This window comes from Octadecabacter temperatus (assembly GCF_001187845.1).
In the GTDB taxonomy this organism is placed as follows: domain Bacteria; phylum Pseudomonadota; class Alphaproteobacteria; order Rhodobacterales; family Rhodobacteraceae; genus Octadecabacter; species Octadecabacter temperatus.
The window spans coordinates 1,970,722-1,985,710 of the sequence record NZ_CP012160.1; the positions used below are offsets into that span (position 1 = coordinate 1,970,722).

Below are 14,989 nucleotides of genomic sequence, written 5' to 3' on the forward strand. Positions count from 1 at the left end.
GACGGGCGTGGCGTTTGAGACTTTTACGTTGTTTTTTATCACAACTGTCCTTGTTGTGCTGGCCCCCGGCGCCGCTGCAGTGGCGGCAGCCAGTCAGGGCGCATCAAACGGGGCCCTGAAATCAATCGCTGGTGCGGCAGGGATCGCCTCCGCAAATGTCGTCTATTTCGCTTTGTCTGCCACGGGCATCGCCGCCCTGATTGTGGCATCCCATACTGTATTTTCGATCATTAAATGGGTCGGCGTGGCGTATTTGATCTACCTTGGCCTCATGGCGCTATTGTCAAAATCAGGCGGATTGGTTGTTAAGTCTGGCAAACCGAGAACCGTTTATTCACTTTATCTGCAAGGCTTTATCATTGAGTTCGCCAACCCCAAAGCACTGCTCTATTTCGCGGCGATCCTGCCGCTATTCATCGACGTCGACCGCCCATTGATTTGGCAATTGCTGATCATGGGTGGCGTAACTTTGTGCATCGACCTGGCGATTTATGCCGCTTATGGGTTGCTCGGAGATCGGTTGACACGCGGAACTATGCCCGGTTGGATCATCGCAACGGTCAACAAAACAGCCGGAACCGCATTGCTTTACGCCGGTTACAAAATGTCACGCATCACCGCGAGCTGATCAGGGTGATCGCCGCTTAAGCCGCGTCTTCATCCTGTTGCTGGCGGTTCCAAAGATGGGCGTAGCGATCGCCCTTGGCGAGAAGGTCGTCATGCGTTCCTTGTTCCACAACGACACCGTTCTCAAGAACCACAATGCGGTCGGCATCTGCGATGGTGGACAGGCGGTGCGCGATGGTTAGAACGGTTCGTCCATGACCCAAACCCTTGAGTTCATTTTGAATTTCCATCTCGGTTTCAGTATCGAGCGCACTTGTCGCTTCGTCCAAAATCAGGATTGGCGGGTCTTTTAGCAATGTGCGCGCAATGCCGACACGCTGCTTTTCGCCGCCCGACAGCTTTAGCCCACGTTCCCCGACGGTGGTCTCATACCCATCCGGCAGGCTTTCGATAAAGTCATGGATTTTGGCCGCCTTCGCTGTCGCTTTGATCTCTTCAAAGCTTGCGCCTTCACGCCCATAGGCGATGTTGTAGCGGATCGTGTCATTGAACAGCACGGTGTCTTGCGGCACCACGCCGATCTGTTCGTGCAGGCTGACTTGGGTCACATCGCGGATATCTTGCCCGTCAATACGGATCGCACCATCACCGACATCGTAAAAGCGGAACAGCAACCGCCCGATGGTTGATTTCCCCGAACCCGATGATCCAACAATCGCAACCGTCTGTCCCGCCGCGATAGGTAAATCAACCCCGCGCAAGATCGGGCGTTCCGCGTCATATCCGAAGAAAACACCATCAAAAACCACTTCGCCGCCTTGCACATTTAGAACATTTGCGTCCGGTTTGTCGGTCACTTCACTCGGTTGTTCTAACAAATCGAACATGGCACCCATGTCGACCAAGGCCTGTCGAATTTCACGATAAACGGTGCCCAAAAAGTTCAGCGGCATTGTGATCTGGATCATGTAGGCGTTGACCATAACGAAGTCACCGACCGTCAAAGCCCCGCTTTCGACACCCATCGCAGCCATCACCATCACAGCGACCAAGCCGCCCGTAATCAGAACCGATTGCCCAAAGTTTAGGAACGCCAATGAGTAGGAGGTTTTAAGAGCTGCATCCACATATTGCTCCATTGCGCCGTCATAGCGATCCGCCTCACGCTTTTCCGCGCCAAAATACTTAACCGTTTCAAAATTCAGCAGACTATCGATAGCCTTTTGGTTCGCGTCCGTGTCTTGGTCGTTCATGACCTTGCGGATCTTCACGCGCCATTCCGTAACGGTGAAGGTGAACCAGATGTAGAGAGCAATGGTCCCGACGACGACTGCCAAGTACCAGACATCAAACAAGAAAAATAGAACCACCGCGATCATAACGAGTTCGATCAACAACGGCCCGATAGAGAACAACAAGAAACGCAGCAGGAATTCAACGCCCTTAACACCACGCTCAATGATCCGGCTAAGCCCGCCGGTTTTACGCGTGATGTGGTAACGCATCGACAGGCGGTGAATATGCGTGAATGTCTCAAGCGCCAGCGCCCGCAGCGCCCGCTGCCCGACCTTCGCAAAAATCACATCGCGCAATTGCTGAAAGCCCACGTTCATCAAACGCGCGAAGCCATAAGCCAGCGTCAGGCCTACGGCCCCAATCGCCAACATCGACGCAGAGCCCTCGCCCGCAAGCGCATCAACCGCGCCTTTATACAAAAGCGGCGTACCAACGGCGATCAACTTAGCAAGAAACAGCACCGAAAGTGCGGCAACAACACGTTGCTTCACCCAAAGTTGGTCATCAGGCCACAGGTACGGAACGACGCGTTTGATAACGTTCAATCCTTGGATTTTTGTACCGTCGAGATTTTCAGATGTTTTGGTCAGACCGCGCATAAATAGCTTTCTTCTAAACTGGCTTGTTTACTTAGTAGCTCAAGAGAGGCTTTGCCAGCCTCTCCCACACGCTAAGGGTGTGTGCTGCAAAATAATTGTTTCCAAATTGGGCCCAAACCGAGGAATCCCTCGTAATTGTTTCAAATTTCCATTTGTTTTCTTGCTCACGCGACGTGCTCATTGTCCGGACCAAATTGGCGCGATAAGTTAATTCTTAACTGGGGTGAGGTTAAAAATGAATGAGTCGTCAGCAGTAAATGCAGGGCATGGCCCTGACCTGTCTGCGTTTGATTGGACAGATGCGTTGCGTCTTGAAGACCAACTGACAGAAGACGAACGTATGTTGCGCGATGCGGCAGCTGAATTCGCACAAAACACGCTTCAACCTAAGGTCCGCGATGCCTACCGCGACGAAGCTGTCGACGCTGGTATCTTCCGTGAGATGGGCGATGCTGGCCTGCTTGGCTTGACGATCCCCGAAGAATACGGCGGCTTGGGCGCGGGCTATGTCACCTACGGTTTGGTCGCACGTGAGATAGAGCGCGTGGACAGTGGTTACCGGTCCATGATGTCGGTTCAGTCGTCCCTCGTGATGTATCCGATCCATGCCTATGGATCAGAAGAGCAACGTAAAAAGTATCTTCCAGGCTTGGCGTCTGGTGAGTTAATCGGTTGCTTTGGCTTGACCGAACCTGACGCGGGGAGCGACCCCGCAGGTATGAAAACCCGCGCAGTGAAAACGGCGAATGGCTACAAGATCACCGGTTCCAAGATGTGGATTTCAAACGCCCCTATCGCGGACGTCTTTGTGGTCTGGGCCAAGTCGGAAGAACACGACGGCAAAATCCGTGGCTTTGTCCTTGAAAAAGGCATGACAGGTCTGAGTGCACCAAAGATCGCAGGTAAGATGTCGCTTCGCGCGTCTGTAACGGGCGAGATCGTGATGGACGGTGTTGAGGTTGGCGACGACGCGTTGTTGCCAAATGTTCAGGGTCTGAAAGGTCCGTTTGGCTGCCTGAACCGCGCCCGCTACGGCATTGCGTGGGGTGTGATGGGGGCTGCTGAATTCTGCTGGCACGCAGCGCGCACCTACGGACTGGATCGCAAGCAGTTCAACAAGCCCTTGGCGCAAACCCAGCTGTTCCAGAAAAAGCTCGCGGATATGCAGACCGAGATCACACTCGGGCTTCAATCAGCTTTGCAGCTAGGTCGTTTGATGGATGCAGGTAAAGCAGCACCAGAAATGATCAGCCTGATGAAACGCAACAACTGCGGCAAAGCGTTGGACGTTGCCCGCGCTTCGCGTGACATGCACGGCGGCAACGGAATTTCAGACGAATTCCACATCATGCGCCATATGGTGAACCTAGAAACCGTGAACACCTATGAAGGCACCCACGACGTCCATGCACTGATCCTTGGACGTGCCCAAACCGGCCTACAGGCGTTTTTCTAATGACTTCTCATATTCGCCCAAACCCTTTCCAATTTGCGCCGCAATGCGCCCCTAACACGCAACCCAGTGTGTGGGACCACCCTTTGACTGAGTTGCCTGAATGAAAGATCTAGCTACAGCATTTGACTATAATCTCAACAATTTGGACCGCTCGGAATGGACGGTTCAGCTTGAGACAGTCGCCGATGAATTCGGCCATGTGGAATCTGTTGGACCAAACCATACCGCGGTTTTGATCGATGCAGGCCGCACCTTGCTGGTGACGTTTGAAACGGTCGCAACTGTGCGTAAAAACAACGATGACAGCGCCCCACTGGGCTGGAGCTTCGTGCAAAGCCACGGTTGGTCTAGCCTTACATTGCTCGCGGAAGCTGGGCCCGATTGGTTCCGCCACCCAGCCGTATTTGGCTATTTTGACCGCATGATCGACGATGGCTTCTTTGATGATTTTGATCAGATCTTGTTTTATGGATCTGGCGCAGCTGGCTATGCGGCCGCGGCCTATTCCGTAGCTGCACCTGATGCACGTGTTCTGGCTATTCAGCCGCAAGCCACACTTGATCCATCGCTTGCCCGTTGGGACCAGCGCTATATCGAAGCACGTCGTTTAGATTTCAAAACCCGATTTGGCTACGCGCCGATGATGGTGGAAACTGCAGAGACGGTATCGATCATTCATGATCCGTCTATCATCGAAGACGCGATGCACGCCTCGCTCTTTCCAGGTGAAAACACCACGCACCTTTCCTGCCCGTACCTCGGCCCAAATGCCGATCGCGCGTTGAACGCGATGGACGTACTGCCCGAAATTATCGAGCTGGCGATGGAAAATGAATTGAACCAGGCTACCTTCGCAACTCTATGGCGCGCGCGGCAAAGCTATGGCCCCTATCTGCGGACCATTATGCATCGCTTGGATGCAGATGAAGAACACGAGAGCTTACTCATGCGACTGTGCCGCCATATGGATGCAGTGGGCGGGCGCCCCGCGTTCAGCAAAAAGCTTGCCGAACTCGAGGCGCGAGGCGTGAGCGTTTAGCTACGCTTGTTTTCGATCATTCGCTGCGCAGTCCGCAAAAGGCGCATGCCAAAATATCCAAGCGCGCCACCAACCGCGAGGCCCAGCGCGGAACCTGAACTGAAGACTGCGCACAGAACGCCAGCAATGATCATCGCGATCATAAAGGCCAACGTGCGCAGCTCTGTGTCTTTCACATCAAAGCTTTCACCCATCATGCGTGCCACTGGGCGCGCCAAGGGTGCTTCGATCATTGGCGTTACGGCGCCCCCGACGACTGCAATCAAAAAACCGAACATTTCTATCTCCGTTATATAGTGGTGTTGATACTGCTGTTGCAAACCGGTGCGGTTTTGGCAAGGGGAACCCTCTGGTCAGTTCCCCCTTCGCGGTGTAATGGGCAGTATGTCCAAGCAAAGCCCAGACCGCCTAACGATTGCGCGCCCTGACGACTGGCACCTCCACCTTCGTGATGGTGCCATGATGCAGGCCGTCGCGCCCCATACAGCAAACCATTTTGGCCGTGCGATCATTATGCCAAACCTTGTCCCCCCCGTGGTGACAGGTGCGCAAGCCGCCGCCTACCGCGAACGGATCATGGCCGCCCTGCCCGATGGCACGCCCTTTCGCCCGTTGATGACCTGTTATCTGACGGAAGAAACCGACGCTGATGATCTGGAAATCGCGCACCGCGATGGCATCATCACCGCCGTAAAGCTTTACCCTGCAGGTGCGACCACGAACTCGGCCTCTGGTGTGTCCGACTTTGATAAAGTGCGCCCCGTGCTAGAACGCATGGCCGACATGGGACTGCCCCTGTGCGTACACGGCGAAGTAACGGACCCGAACATTGATATCTTTGACCGAGAAGCCGTGTTCATCGACAAAGTCCTCAAGCCTATCCGCAAGAAGGTGCCCGACCTGAAAGTCATCATGGAACACGTGACGACGCAGAACGCTGTGGACTACGTGCGCGACAGTCGATCCAACCTTGCCGCGACGATCACGACGCACCACCTGATCATCAACCGCAACCACATCCTCGCGGGTGGGATCAAGCCGCATTACTATTGCTTGCCCGTTGCGAAACGTGAAAAGCACCGCATCGCACTGGTTCAGGCCGCGATTTCTGGCGACAAGCGCTTCTTCCTTGGCACGGACTCAGCGCCACACACAGACGCCAACAAGCTGCTGCCATGTGGTTGTGCGGGTTGTTTTACAGCCATCAACACGATGTCCTGCCTCGCAGAAGTCTTTGATGCAGCTGGAAAAATGGACAAGCTTGAGAACTTCACATCCCTCGCCGGTCCGCGCTACTACGGGTTAGAACCGAACGAGGACACTGTAACCTTGGTTAAGGGCGATCCTGTCGACTACCCAGATCACGTTGATACGGCTGACGGCCCAGTCACCGTGTTTAACCCCGGCTTCCCGCTGCATTGGCGCGTCGAATAATTCTTACCTGAAGAGACTGACATGATCCCTACATCCTTTCCCGACAAAGCCGAAATTGCCCGCCTGACTGCACGTATGTTGATCGAAATCGGCGCGATTGATTTCAATTCCGCAGAACCGTTCACCCACTCGAACGGAAAGAAGGCCCCGACCTATGTGGATTGCCGCAAGCTGATTTCTTTCCCGCGCATCCGCAGCACTTTGATGGATTTTCTGACCGTCACAACCATGCGTGAATGTGGATTTGAGGCATTTGACAACGTCGCTGGTGGTGAAACGGCTGGCATCCCGTTTGGCGCGTTGATGGCAGAACGTTTGGCATTGCCGATGACATATGTGCGCAAGAAACCAAAGGGTTACGGTCGCAATGCGCGTATCGAAGGTGTCATGTCTGAGGGCCAGCGCGTGCTTTTGGTTGAAGACCTGACCACCGATGGCGGCTCAAAGCTGTCGTTCGTTGACGCGATCCGTGAAACTGGCGCGACCTGTAACGCGACGGCCGTCATTTTCTATTACGGTATCTTTGAAGGCGTTGAACAAAACCTCGCCGATCATGGTGTGCAATTGCTACACCTGTGCACATGGTGGGACGTGCTGGCGGAAGCCAAGGCATCCGAATCTTTCGACGCGGCAACATTGACCGAAGTCGAAGCCTACTTGCGTGATCCAGCAGCATGGTCGGCAGCACACGCTTAATTCTTGCAAAAGAGTTAACGGAAATTCTGGACAACCAACCACAATATCTTGCGGTCTGCGCTTTGCGCGGACTGCATTTTGTGGCATTGTCGCTCTCACATCCTATCCACAGCTTTATACAATTTGCGCTGGGTCCACGCGTTTTGTATGACACCCGAGCGGCGCATCGCGGGTTGAGGGGACAAAAATGAACGAGATTTCGACATTTAATGCGACAGGCACGCTTGAGGCCAATGTCGATTCCGCCCCCCATTCCATTGAGGCTGAACAACAGCTTCTGGGTGCGATCCTGACCAACAACGACATCTTTGACCGCGTGTCCGCGATTGTTGGGCCTGATCATTTTTATGACCCCGTCCATGCCCGCATTTTTGAAACGGCTGCGGCACGGATTGCCAAAAACAACCTCGCCTCCCCTGTAACACTCAAGGCGTTTCTTGAAGACGATGAAGGCCTGAAAGAACTTGGCGGCCCAGCCTACCTCGCGCGCCTTGCGGGTGCGGCGATTTCCGCCTTTGCGGCCCGTGACTACGCGCAAATGATCTACGACCTCGCGGTGCGCCGCGAGCTGATCACCGTTGGCCAAGACATTGCAGCCAAAGCCGGTAAAGTCGACGTTGATAGCGAACCCAAAGAACAAATCGTTGAAGCCGAACAAGCGCTTTATAAGCTGGCCGAGCAAGGCAGCACCGAAGGCGGTTTCCAGTCTTTCCTTAAGGCCGTCACAGATGCCGTAAACGTCGCTAACTCTGCCTATCAGCGTGATGGCGGTTTGGCGGGTGTTGCCACAGACCTTATCGATTTGGACAATAAACTCGGTGGGTTACACAAATCTGACCTTCTGATCCTCGCCGGTCGTCCCTCTATGGGGAAGACGTCGCTGGCCACCAACATCGCCTACAACGTCGCTAAGGCGTATAAAAAGGGCAAACTGGCCGATGGCACTGAAGGGTCCGTTGATGGCGGCGTTGTCGGGTTCTTTTCACTCGAGATGTCGGCCGAACAGCTTGCCGGACGTATCCTCGCGGAAGCATCCGAAATTTCATCCCACAAGATCCGCCAAGGTGACATGACCGAAGGCGAATTTCGCCGCTTCGTGGATGCCGCCAAACAGCTGGAATCTTGCCCCCTTTATATTGATGACACAGCCGCCATTCCGATCAGCCAATTGTCCGCCCGCGCGCGCCGCCTAAAGCGGACACATGGTTTGGACTTGCTGATCGTGGACTATTTGCAGCTGGTGCGCGGTACGTCTGAAAACCGTGTGCAGGAAATCGGTGAGATTTCGATGGGCCTAAAAGCCATCGCCAAGGAGTTGCAAATCCCAGTGATCGCCCTGTCCCAGCTGTCACGTCAGGTTGAGAACCGCGAAGATAAACGCCCACAACTCAGTGACTTGCGTGAATCTGGTTCGATTGAGCAAGATGCCGATGTGGTGATGTTCGTGTACCGTGGCGAATACTATACCGAGCGTGAAAAGCCCGAAGACAGCAACATGGAAGCGATGGCCGGTTGGGTCGCCAAAATGGAAGAACTGCACGGCAAGGCCGAAGTCATCATCGGCAAGCAACGTCACGGTCCAATTGGCACGGTTGAGCTGTCGTTCACGCCGGAATTCACCCGCTTTGGCAACCTTGTGAAACCGTGGCAGCAGAACGGCGATCAGGAATTCTAAACCCCACTTGCCCCCCTTCGCGCGGGCTGGCATGAACGGCTTATGAGTACAGGTTTTTTAACAGTTGATTTAGATGCGCTGACCAGCAATTGGCGCGCCCTTGATGGCATGACAGACGTGGAAACCGCTGCCGTTGTAAAGGCAGATGGTTACGGTCTGGGTGTTGCGAAAGTGGGCCGCGCTTTGATTAAAGCCGGCGCAAAGCGATTGTTTGTTGCTGCTGCAGAGGAAGGCGTTGAATTGCGCCAAGCCGTCGGCCCGAATGTGGAAATTTTCGTTTTCTCAGGGCACATGCGCGGCGACACCGACATGATTGGCGACATGATGTTGACCCCGTTGGTCAATACCGTCGGCCAGCTAACCCGCCACCTTGAAGCCCTGCCCGAACACCCGTTTGGCGTGCAACTTGATACCGGCATGAATCGACTTGGGCTTGAGATTGGGGAATGGGCATCCGTTGCCGAAATCGCCCTGTCGCAAAATTGCCGTCTAGTGATGTCGCACCTCGCCTGCGCCGATGAGCCAGACCACGCGATGAACCGCCAACAGCTTGAGCAATTCCACCTCATGACCGACGGGATCGAAGTCCCGCGCTCTTTGGCTGCGACCGGTGGCATTTTGCTAGGCCCTGAATACCATTTCGACATGACCCGTCCTGGGGTCGGCTTGTACGGTGGTGCGCCGTTTACGGATGCGCAGCCCGTGGCCTTTCTGGACCTTCCTGTGATCCAAGTGCGCGACGTCGAAGTTGGCGAAACCGTTGGCTATGCAAACTCTTGGACGGCGAAACGGCCTTCAAAAATCGCCACGGTTTCAGGTGGTTACGCCGATGGTTTAATTCGCGCGTTGTCTGGTGGCGCGAACCTGTGGCATGGCGATCAAGCGGTGCCATTGGTTGGCCGCGTATCAATGGATTTGATCACTGCAGACGTAACCGACTTGCCGGAACTTCCCGGTGTCCTGTCCGTCTTGAACCAAGATCAAACTGTGGATGCGTTGGCGGAACGTGCGGGAACCATCGGATATGAAATCCTCACGTCGCTCGGCCCACGCTATCAACGTCGGTACGCTGGCGGATGAGCGCAGTTCTGGCCTCAATTGGCGCAGCCGTTTTGGGGTTCTTGGCCGCAATCGGACGTTTGGCCGTATTTACAGGACAGACCGTAAGCCATTTGGTACGTCCGCCATTTTATGGGCGCGAATTCGGTAATGCGTTGTTGCAGATCGGTTATTTCTCTCTTCCAGTTGTTGGCCTGACGGCGTTTTTCACAGGCGGCGCGTTGGCTTTGCAAATCTATTCCGGCGGTGCGCGTTTCAGTGCCGAGGCCGTGGTCCCGCAAATCGTTGCTATCGGCATGGTCCGTGAACTCGGCCCTGTTCTAGTCGGTTTGATGATCGCCGCACGTGTTACGTCATCAATCGCGGCTGAAATCGCGACCATGAAAGTGACCGAGCAGATCGATGCGTTGGTCACACTTTCGACCCACCCGATGAAGTACCTGACCCTGCCCCGCGTTTTGGCGGCGACGTTGGTGATGCCCCTGCTGGTTGGCGTTGGCGATATCATTGGCATCTATGGCGGCTTCATCGTTGGCACAGAACGCCTTGGGTTTAACGCGGCTGCCTACCTACAAAACACCGCCGATTTTCTTGAACCACTCGACATTATTTCATCGCTTGTGAAAGGCGCCGTCTTTGGCTTCATCGCAGCCCTGATGGGGTGTTACTACGGCATGAATTCAGAACGTGGCGCGATGGGCGTTGGACGGGCAACCAAGTCTAGCGTCGTTGCCGCCGCCATCCTGATTTTGGCGGCGAACTTCCTACTGACGGAGGCATTTTTCTCCGCATGATAGAGCTTACAAACGTCCACAAATCATTTGGGTCTAACAACGTCCTGCGCGGTGTGAACCTGTCCGTTCGCAAGGGCGAAAGCATGGTTGTGATCGGTGGATCTGGCACCGGAAAATCCATTCTGATCAAATCGATTTTGGGCTTAGTTACACCTGAAACCGGCACAATCGCTGTCGATGGTAAGGACGTGAACAAAGGCGACCGCGACGCGTTTTTGGCGCGGTTTGGGATGCTGTTTCAGGGGGCTGCGCTGTTTGACAGCCTTCCCGTTTGGCAAAACGTAGCCTTCCGGCTTTTGCGGGGCTCGTTGAAGAAACCTAAAGATGAAGCGCGTGAAATCGCGATCGAAAAACTGCGCCGTGTTGGGCTGACACCTGATGTCGCTGACCGCCTTCCTGCCGAGCTTTCAGGCGGCATGCAAAAGCGCGTCGGCCTTGCCCGCGCCATTGCCGCTGAGCCCGAGATCATCTTCTTTGACGAACCCACAACCGGCCTTGATCCAATCATGGCAGGTGTGATCAACGATTTGATCCGTGAGATCGTGACCGAAATGGGTGCAACGGCGATCACGATCACCCATGACATGACCTCCGTGCGTGCCATCGCCGATAAAATCGCGATGCTTCACGCGGGTAAAATCCGCTGGACCGGCCCTGTCGGTGACATGGATACGTCTGATGATCCCTACGTTGATCAGTTCATCCACGGCCGTGCTGAAGGGCCCATTGAGGCCGTGCGCTAATGGACTTGGACTATCTCACGCTTGCGCTCATCGTCCCCTTGGGCATTCTAATTTACATAGGGTGGCCGCGTGGCAAACGCTGGGCGCGCATTTGTTTGATCCTTTGTGTCGTTATCCTTCTTTGTGGCGCAGTTGCGTTCGGCCTGTATGTCAATGTAATGGGGCAAGCTAATTGGTCGCTTTAGGCCTGCGGAAAGGGCGTTAGATGGGATTAATAATAGTCATCGGAGTGATTTATTTAGGCGGCCCCTTGGGGCTTTTCTTTCTGTTGGTCGGTGGCATTGGAATGTATCGCCGAAAGACGCCCGGGCAGTACGGATGGCCAGGGCTTCTTCTAATTCTCGGTATCATCCTGGTCTTGATCGCCGGCTACTTTGCGATAGAGCTTTCAAACACAAACCTAGGTCTATGAAACCTTAACGTTCTGATATCCCTCGCTCTCGAGGGCGCCCCCCTTAGGGTTCGATGCACCCAAAACGCGAATCGCAACATTGTCGCCACAACAGGCATTTTAACTAAGTACGGTGAGCGACACTGTATATATGACACACATACGATCACACCTACATCATCATGAGATTCTCAGTTGATCGACCCCGTGCAGAATCAGCTTGTTTCACAAGACAATCCTCACAATCACCTGTTATTGTTCCGGTTTTCCTGACCCTGCTGCTATTTTCAGGTTTTTCCCCTTGGGTCCTAGGCAGCTTTCCGCCTAAGATAGCGTTAACTTTTTTGTAGTGACATAACAGCCTGGGGGTGAACGTGTCTGATCGTTCTTTGGTGGCAAGTGGCCACCGTGTTTTGCATTCGATTTCTATGGTCCTGATCCTCGTGATCGGACTTGCTGCGCTGGCGTATACTGCCGCTTGCGCATTCGGCTTGGCCCCATGGCTGACGTTCACTGCCACGTTTGGTGATGTCTTTGTGCCGCTTGCCGGAATGTACACCCAGATCGTTGTGACCTTCATCCTTGCATCGCTGTTCTTCTTTATGCCCAGCGCAGGTCGCATCATGTCTCTTGAACGGTCGCATCGCAACTTCAAACTCAGCATGGAAGACGTCGCACGGGCCTATCACCTGTGCCACACTGCGGACCGTTCTGGGATTTTCACAATGTCGTCTGAATTTGACGCTGTACGTGAGCGCCTCGCCTACCTGCGCGACCACCCTGATCTGGACAGCCTTGAGCCATCCGTCTTGGAAATTGCCGCGCAGATGTCCCATCAGTCCCGCGAGTTGTCCGACATCTACAACGACGAGAAAGTTGGCCGCGCCAAGACATTCCTGCGCCAGCGTCAGGAAGAAGCCGAGCGTCAGCAGCAGCTAATTGTTGAAGCCCATCACAACCTGCGCGACATTCGCAAATGGTCCCAACAGGTTGAGCTGGAAGAAAGCGTTGTTGCGTCCCAACTGTCGCAACTTGAAGAACAGCTTGAAGCAACCCTGCCATCGCTGGGCTACACGCTTGGCAAAGAAAGCGCCGAGATCGTTCCGCTGCCACAAAAGCCTGCCGCCGAATAAAGCGTGGAATTTCTAGCCGACCTCGCGGCACTCTTCATCCGCTTTACGATCGGTGTGATGCGCGTGGTTATGCGTTTGATCGGTTTCGGATTTTCGAAAACATGGATCGCCAGCCACGCGGAAACCGTGCGCAACTGGGGTGTCGCACTAACGGTCGTGATGGTCATTTATCTGACTTTCGGCGTGATGCGCGCAGCGGTGCCCGCCCTTGCCACACCTTGGCTGACCCTGCTTTACGAATGGCCCGTTATCATATTCGCGTTAATCGCCTGCCTCGTCGGATTAACGATGAGCGAATGGGACGTCACCTATTATGACCCCGACCCCACCATGCATGCCTTCAAACCAGACGAGCTGGCCCCAGCACACACCGCTGGCCCAGTCACGACCCCGCCGACCCGTCACGGTGCGGGCATTGTGGCGCTCATCTTCTTGGCCTTGGTGATTGGCGCAATCTTTAGCGGGGTAACATCCCAACGCCACGAAGCATCTCTCGCCGAAAAGCTATGTGCGCAGGCAGACGCGCGGATTTCTGATGGCGCAGAGCAAGCTGTGCGTGATGGTGAAGGCCTGCTGGACCGTGTGCTTGGGACACAAACCGCTGATCGTATCCCTTGCGCCGACGACTAAGCCTTGCGAGCGCGGGCTGAGACCGTCAAATAGTCGGCAACGACAAAGGACGCTTCATGCTCAACATTCTACGCATCGCCAATCTTGCCCTGCTGATCCTGTTTCCAATCGCATGGTTCGCCCCGCTTTTGCGTGCGGCACTGCTGCCAATCTTTGGCATGGACGAGATTTCGGTCATCTCAGGTTTGCAAAGCCTCTGGGGAAGCGACGCGATCCTTGCGCTAATCGTCACGTTCTTTGCAATCTTCGCGCCCTACCTAAAGACCATCGGCTTGGCCTTGGTGCACTTTGACCTGTTGAAGGCCAAAGTGCTACCCGTGTTGGGCTACTTGGGAAAACTGGCGATGGCCGACATTTTCCTCATCGCGCTCTATGTGGTTGTCGTAAAAGGCGCGGGCCGCGTGACGGTTGAGGGCGGCTGGGGGCTGTATCTGTTCACTGGCTGCGTTCTGGCGTCGATCCTGATTTCCATTTTCACGGCCCGCCACCTTAAAGCGATCCAACAATGATGAACCGCCGCGCATTTATCGCCACGAGCTCGGCTGCCTTGATGTCCGGTTGCACCGCGCGCGGGTTGTTTACCGCCCCCATCATCGGTGGGGTGTTCGACAATCAACCCATCTTGATGGCAACCAACCGCGCATCCTTTGAGAGCTCGGAACATATCGACGGGTTGAACTTTTACGACCTTGATGTCGCCGTGCCGCGTAACCGCATCCCCGGAGAGGTTCCCGTCGAGGGCGAAAATGCCTTTGCTCTATCGCGCCAACGACAGGTGACGTCGGACCAAGACATCAAACGCGCGCTTGGCCCAGTTGGCGGCGATCCGTTGGTGATTTGGGTGCACGGATTTAACAACACGTCGGCTGAGGCGGTCTATCGGCAGGCCCAGATGGTACAAGATACCGGCATGCGCGGGCCGCAACTGTCTTTCGTTTGGCCATCTGCGTCTACCGCCAGCGGATACCTGTTTGACCGTGACAGCGCATTGCAATCGCGATCGGCCTTGGAAGACTTGTTTGTGCGGTTGGGACGCATTTGGGGCGGGCCGATTACGCTCGTCGCCCATTCGCTCGGTTGCATGTTGGCAATGGAAGCCTTGGTGCGGATGCGCCTGAAAAACCAACCCGTGGTGTTGGACAGCTTGATCCTGTTGCAGCCCGATATCGCGCCTGATGTGTTTAACGCGCAAGTGAACGATATCTCACCGCTTCCCAAAAACTCACTGCTTGTGGTTTCGGGCCGTGATCGTGCGTTGTTTGTCTCTGCGCGCTTGGCACAAGCCCAAAACCGTGTTGGGGCAGACGTAGACGACGTAGCAGCCTACGAAGCCTTGGGGTTCCGCGTCGTCGATCTGACAGATATCCGCGATGCGGAAAACAACCACCTTGTTGCACTGACATCCCCCACCGTGTTGGAATTCCTACGCGATAACATCGCAGGCTGATCTCAACCACGCTCTTGCGTTACATTTAAA

Annotated in this window: 15 protein-coding genes; 13 read left to right on the plus strand and 2 right to left on the minus strand. The window is 54.8% G+C overall.

Annotation, left to right across the window (positions count from 1 at the left end; translation table 11 throughout):
- Positions 1-7: 7 nt before the first annotated feature.
- Positions 8-628, plus strand: a complete 621-nt coding sequence (locus OSB_RS09900; RefSeq protein ID WP_049834846.1) for a LysE family translocator — start codon at positions 8-10, stop codon at positions 626-628.
- A 16-nt stretch (positions 629-644) separates the two neighbouring features.
- Here OSB_RS09900 and OSB_RS09905 read toward each other — a convergent pair whose 3' ends face one another.
- Positions 645-2,462, minus strand: coding sequence for an ABCB family ABC transporter ATP-binding protein/permease (locus OSB_RS09905; protein WP_049834847.1), 1,818 nt, complete (start codon positions 2,460-2,462; stop codon positions 645-647).
- A 235-nt stretch (positions 2,463-2,697) separates the two neighbouring features.
- Between OSB_RS09905 and OSB_RS09910 the strand changes: the two genes are divergently transcribed.
- Both OSB_RS09910 and OSB_RS09915 read left to right on the plus strand, forming a co-directional pair.
- On the plus strand, positions 2,698-3,918 hold the full coding sequence (locus OSB_RS09910; RefSeq protein ID WP_049834848.1) for an acyl-CoA dehydrogenase: 1,221 nt from the start codon (positions 2,698-2,700) through the stop codon (positions 3,916-3,918).
- Positions 3,919-4,018: 100 nt separating this feature from the next.
- Positions 4,019-4,957: a hypothetical protein gene (locus OSB_RS09915; RefSeq protein ID WP_049834849.1), complete on the plus strand. Its 939-nt coding sequence runs from the start codon at positions 4,019-4,021 to the stop codon at positions 4,955-4,957.
- On the opposite strand, the gene OSB_RS09920 is transcribed toward OSB_RS09915, so the two are convergent.
- Positions 4,954-5,235 (minus strand): hypothetical protein, encoded by a 282-nt coding sequence (locus OSB_RS09920; RefSeq protein WP_049834850.1) that lies wholly within the window; start codon positions 5,233-5,235, stop codon positions 4,954-4,956. The two genes, OSB_RS09915 and OSB_RS09920, sit on opposite strands and share 4 nt — an antisense overlap.
- A 106-nt stretch (positions 5,236-5,341) precedes the next feature.
- Here OSB_RS09920 and pyrC point away from each other — a divergent pair, with 106 nt between their 5' ends.
- The 10 genes from pyrC to OSB_RS09980 all read left to right on the plus strand — a co-directional run bounded on the left by pyrC (position 5,342) and on the right by OSB_RS09980 (position 14,959).
- Complete coding sequence (pyrC, locus tag OSB_RS09925) at positions 5,342-6,391, plus strand: dihydroorotase (protein ID WP_049834851.1); 1,050 nt, start codon at positions 5,342-5,344, stop codon at positions 6,389-6,391.
- 21 nt (positions 6,392-6,412) lie between these two features.
- On the plus strand, positions 6,413-7,087 hold the full coding sequence (locus OSB_RS09930; protein ID WP_049834852.1) for an orotate phosphoribosyltransferase: 675 nt from the start codon (positions 6,413-6,415) through the stop codon (positions 7,085-7,087).
- 187 nt (positions 7,088-7,274) lie between these two features.
- Complete coding sequence (locus OSB_RS09935; protein WP_049834853.1) at positions 7,275-8,762, plus strand: replicative DNA helicase; 1,488 nt, start codon at positions 7,275-7,277, stop codon at positions 8,760-8,762.
- Between the two features lie 42 nt (positions 8,763-8,804).
- Positions 8,805-9,842, plus strand: coding sequence for an alanine racemase (gene alr / locus OSB_RS09940; RefSeq protein ID WP_049834854.1), 1,038 nt, complete (start codon positions 8,805-8,807; stop codon positions 9,840-9,842).
- A complete protein-coding gene (locus OSB_RS09945) occupies positions 9,839-10,615 on the plus strand; it encodes an MlaE family ABC transporter permease (RefSeq protein WP_049834855.1) in 777 nt (258 codons plus the stop codon). Before alr ends, OSB_RS09945 begins: the two co-directional genes overlap by 4 nt.
- The gene (locus OSB_RS09950; protein WP_049834856.1) at positions 10,612-11,358 is read left to right on the plus strand and encodes an ABC transporter ATP-binding protein; all 747 of its coding nucleotides are present in this window, start codon (positions 10,612-10,614) and stop codon (positions 11,356-11,358) included. The genes OSB_RS09945 and OSB_RS09950 overlap by 4 nt, the downstream gene beginning before the upstream one ends.
- A gap of 765 nt (positions 11,359-12,123) precedes the next feature.
- Positions 12,124-12,882: a DNA repair protein gene (locus OSB_RS09965; RefSeq protein WP_082166526.1), complete on the plus strand. Its 759-nt coding sequence runs from the start codon at positions 12,124-12,126 to the stop codon at positions 12,880-12,882.
- 3 nt (positions 12,883-12,885) lie between these two features.
- Positions 12,886-13,512, plus strand: a complete 627-nt coding sequence (locus OSB_RS09970; protein WP_074202220.1) for a hypothetical protein — start codon at positions 12,886-12,888, stop codon at positions 13,510-13,512.
- Positions 13,513-13,568: 56 nt separating this feature from the next.
- A complete protein-coding gene (locus OSB_RS09975) occupies positions 13,569-14,021 on the plus strand; it encodes a paraquat-inducible protein A (protein WP_049834860.1) in 453 nt (150 codons plus the stop codon).
- The gene (locus OSB_RS09980; protein ID WP_049834861.1) at positions 14,018-14,959 is read left to right on the plus strand and encodes an alpha/beta hydrolase; all 942 of its coding nucleotides are present in this window, start codon (positions 14,018-14,020) and stop codon (positions 14,957-14,959) included. Before OSB_RS09975 ends, OSB_RS09980 begins: the two co-directional genes overlap by 4 nt.
- The last annotated feature ends 30 nt before the right edge of the window (positions 14,960-14,989 follow it).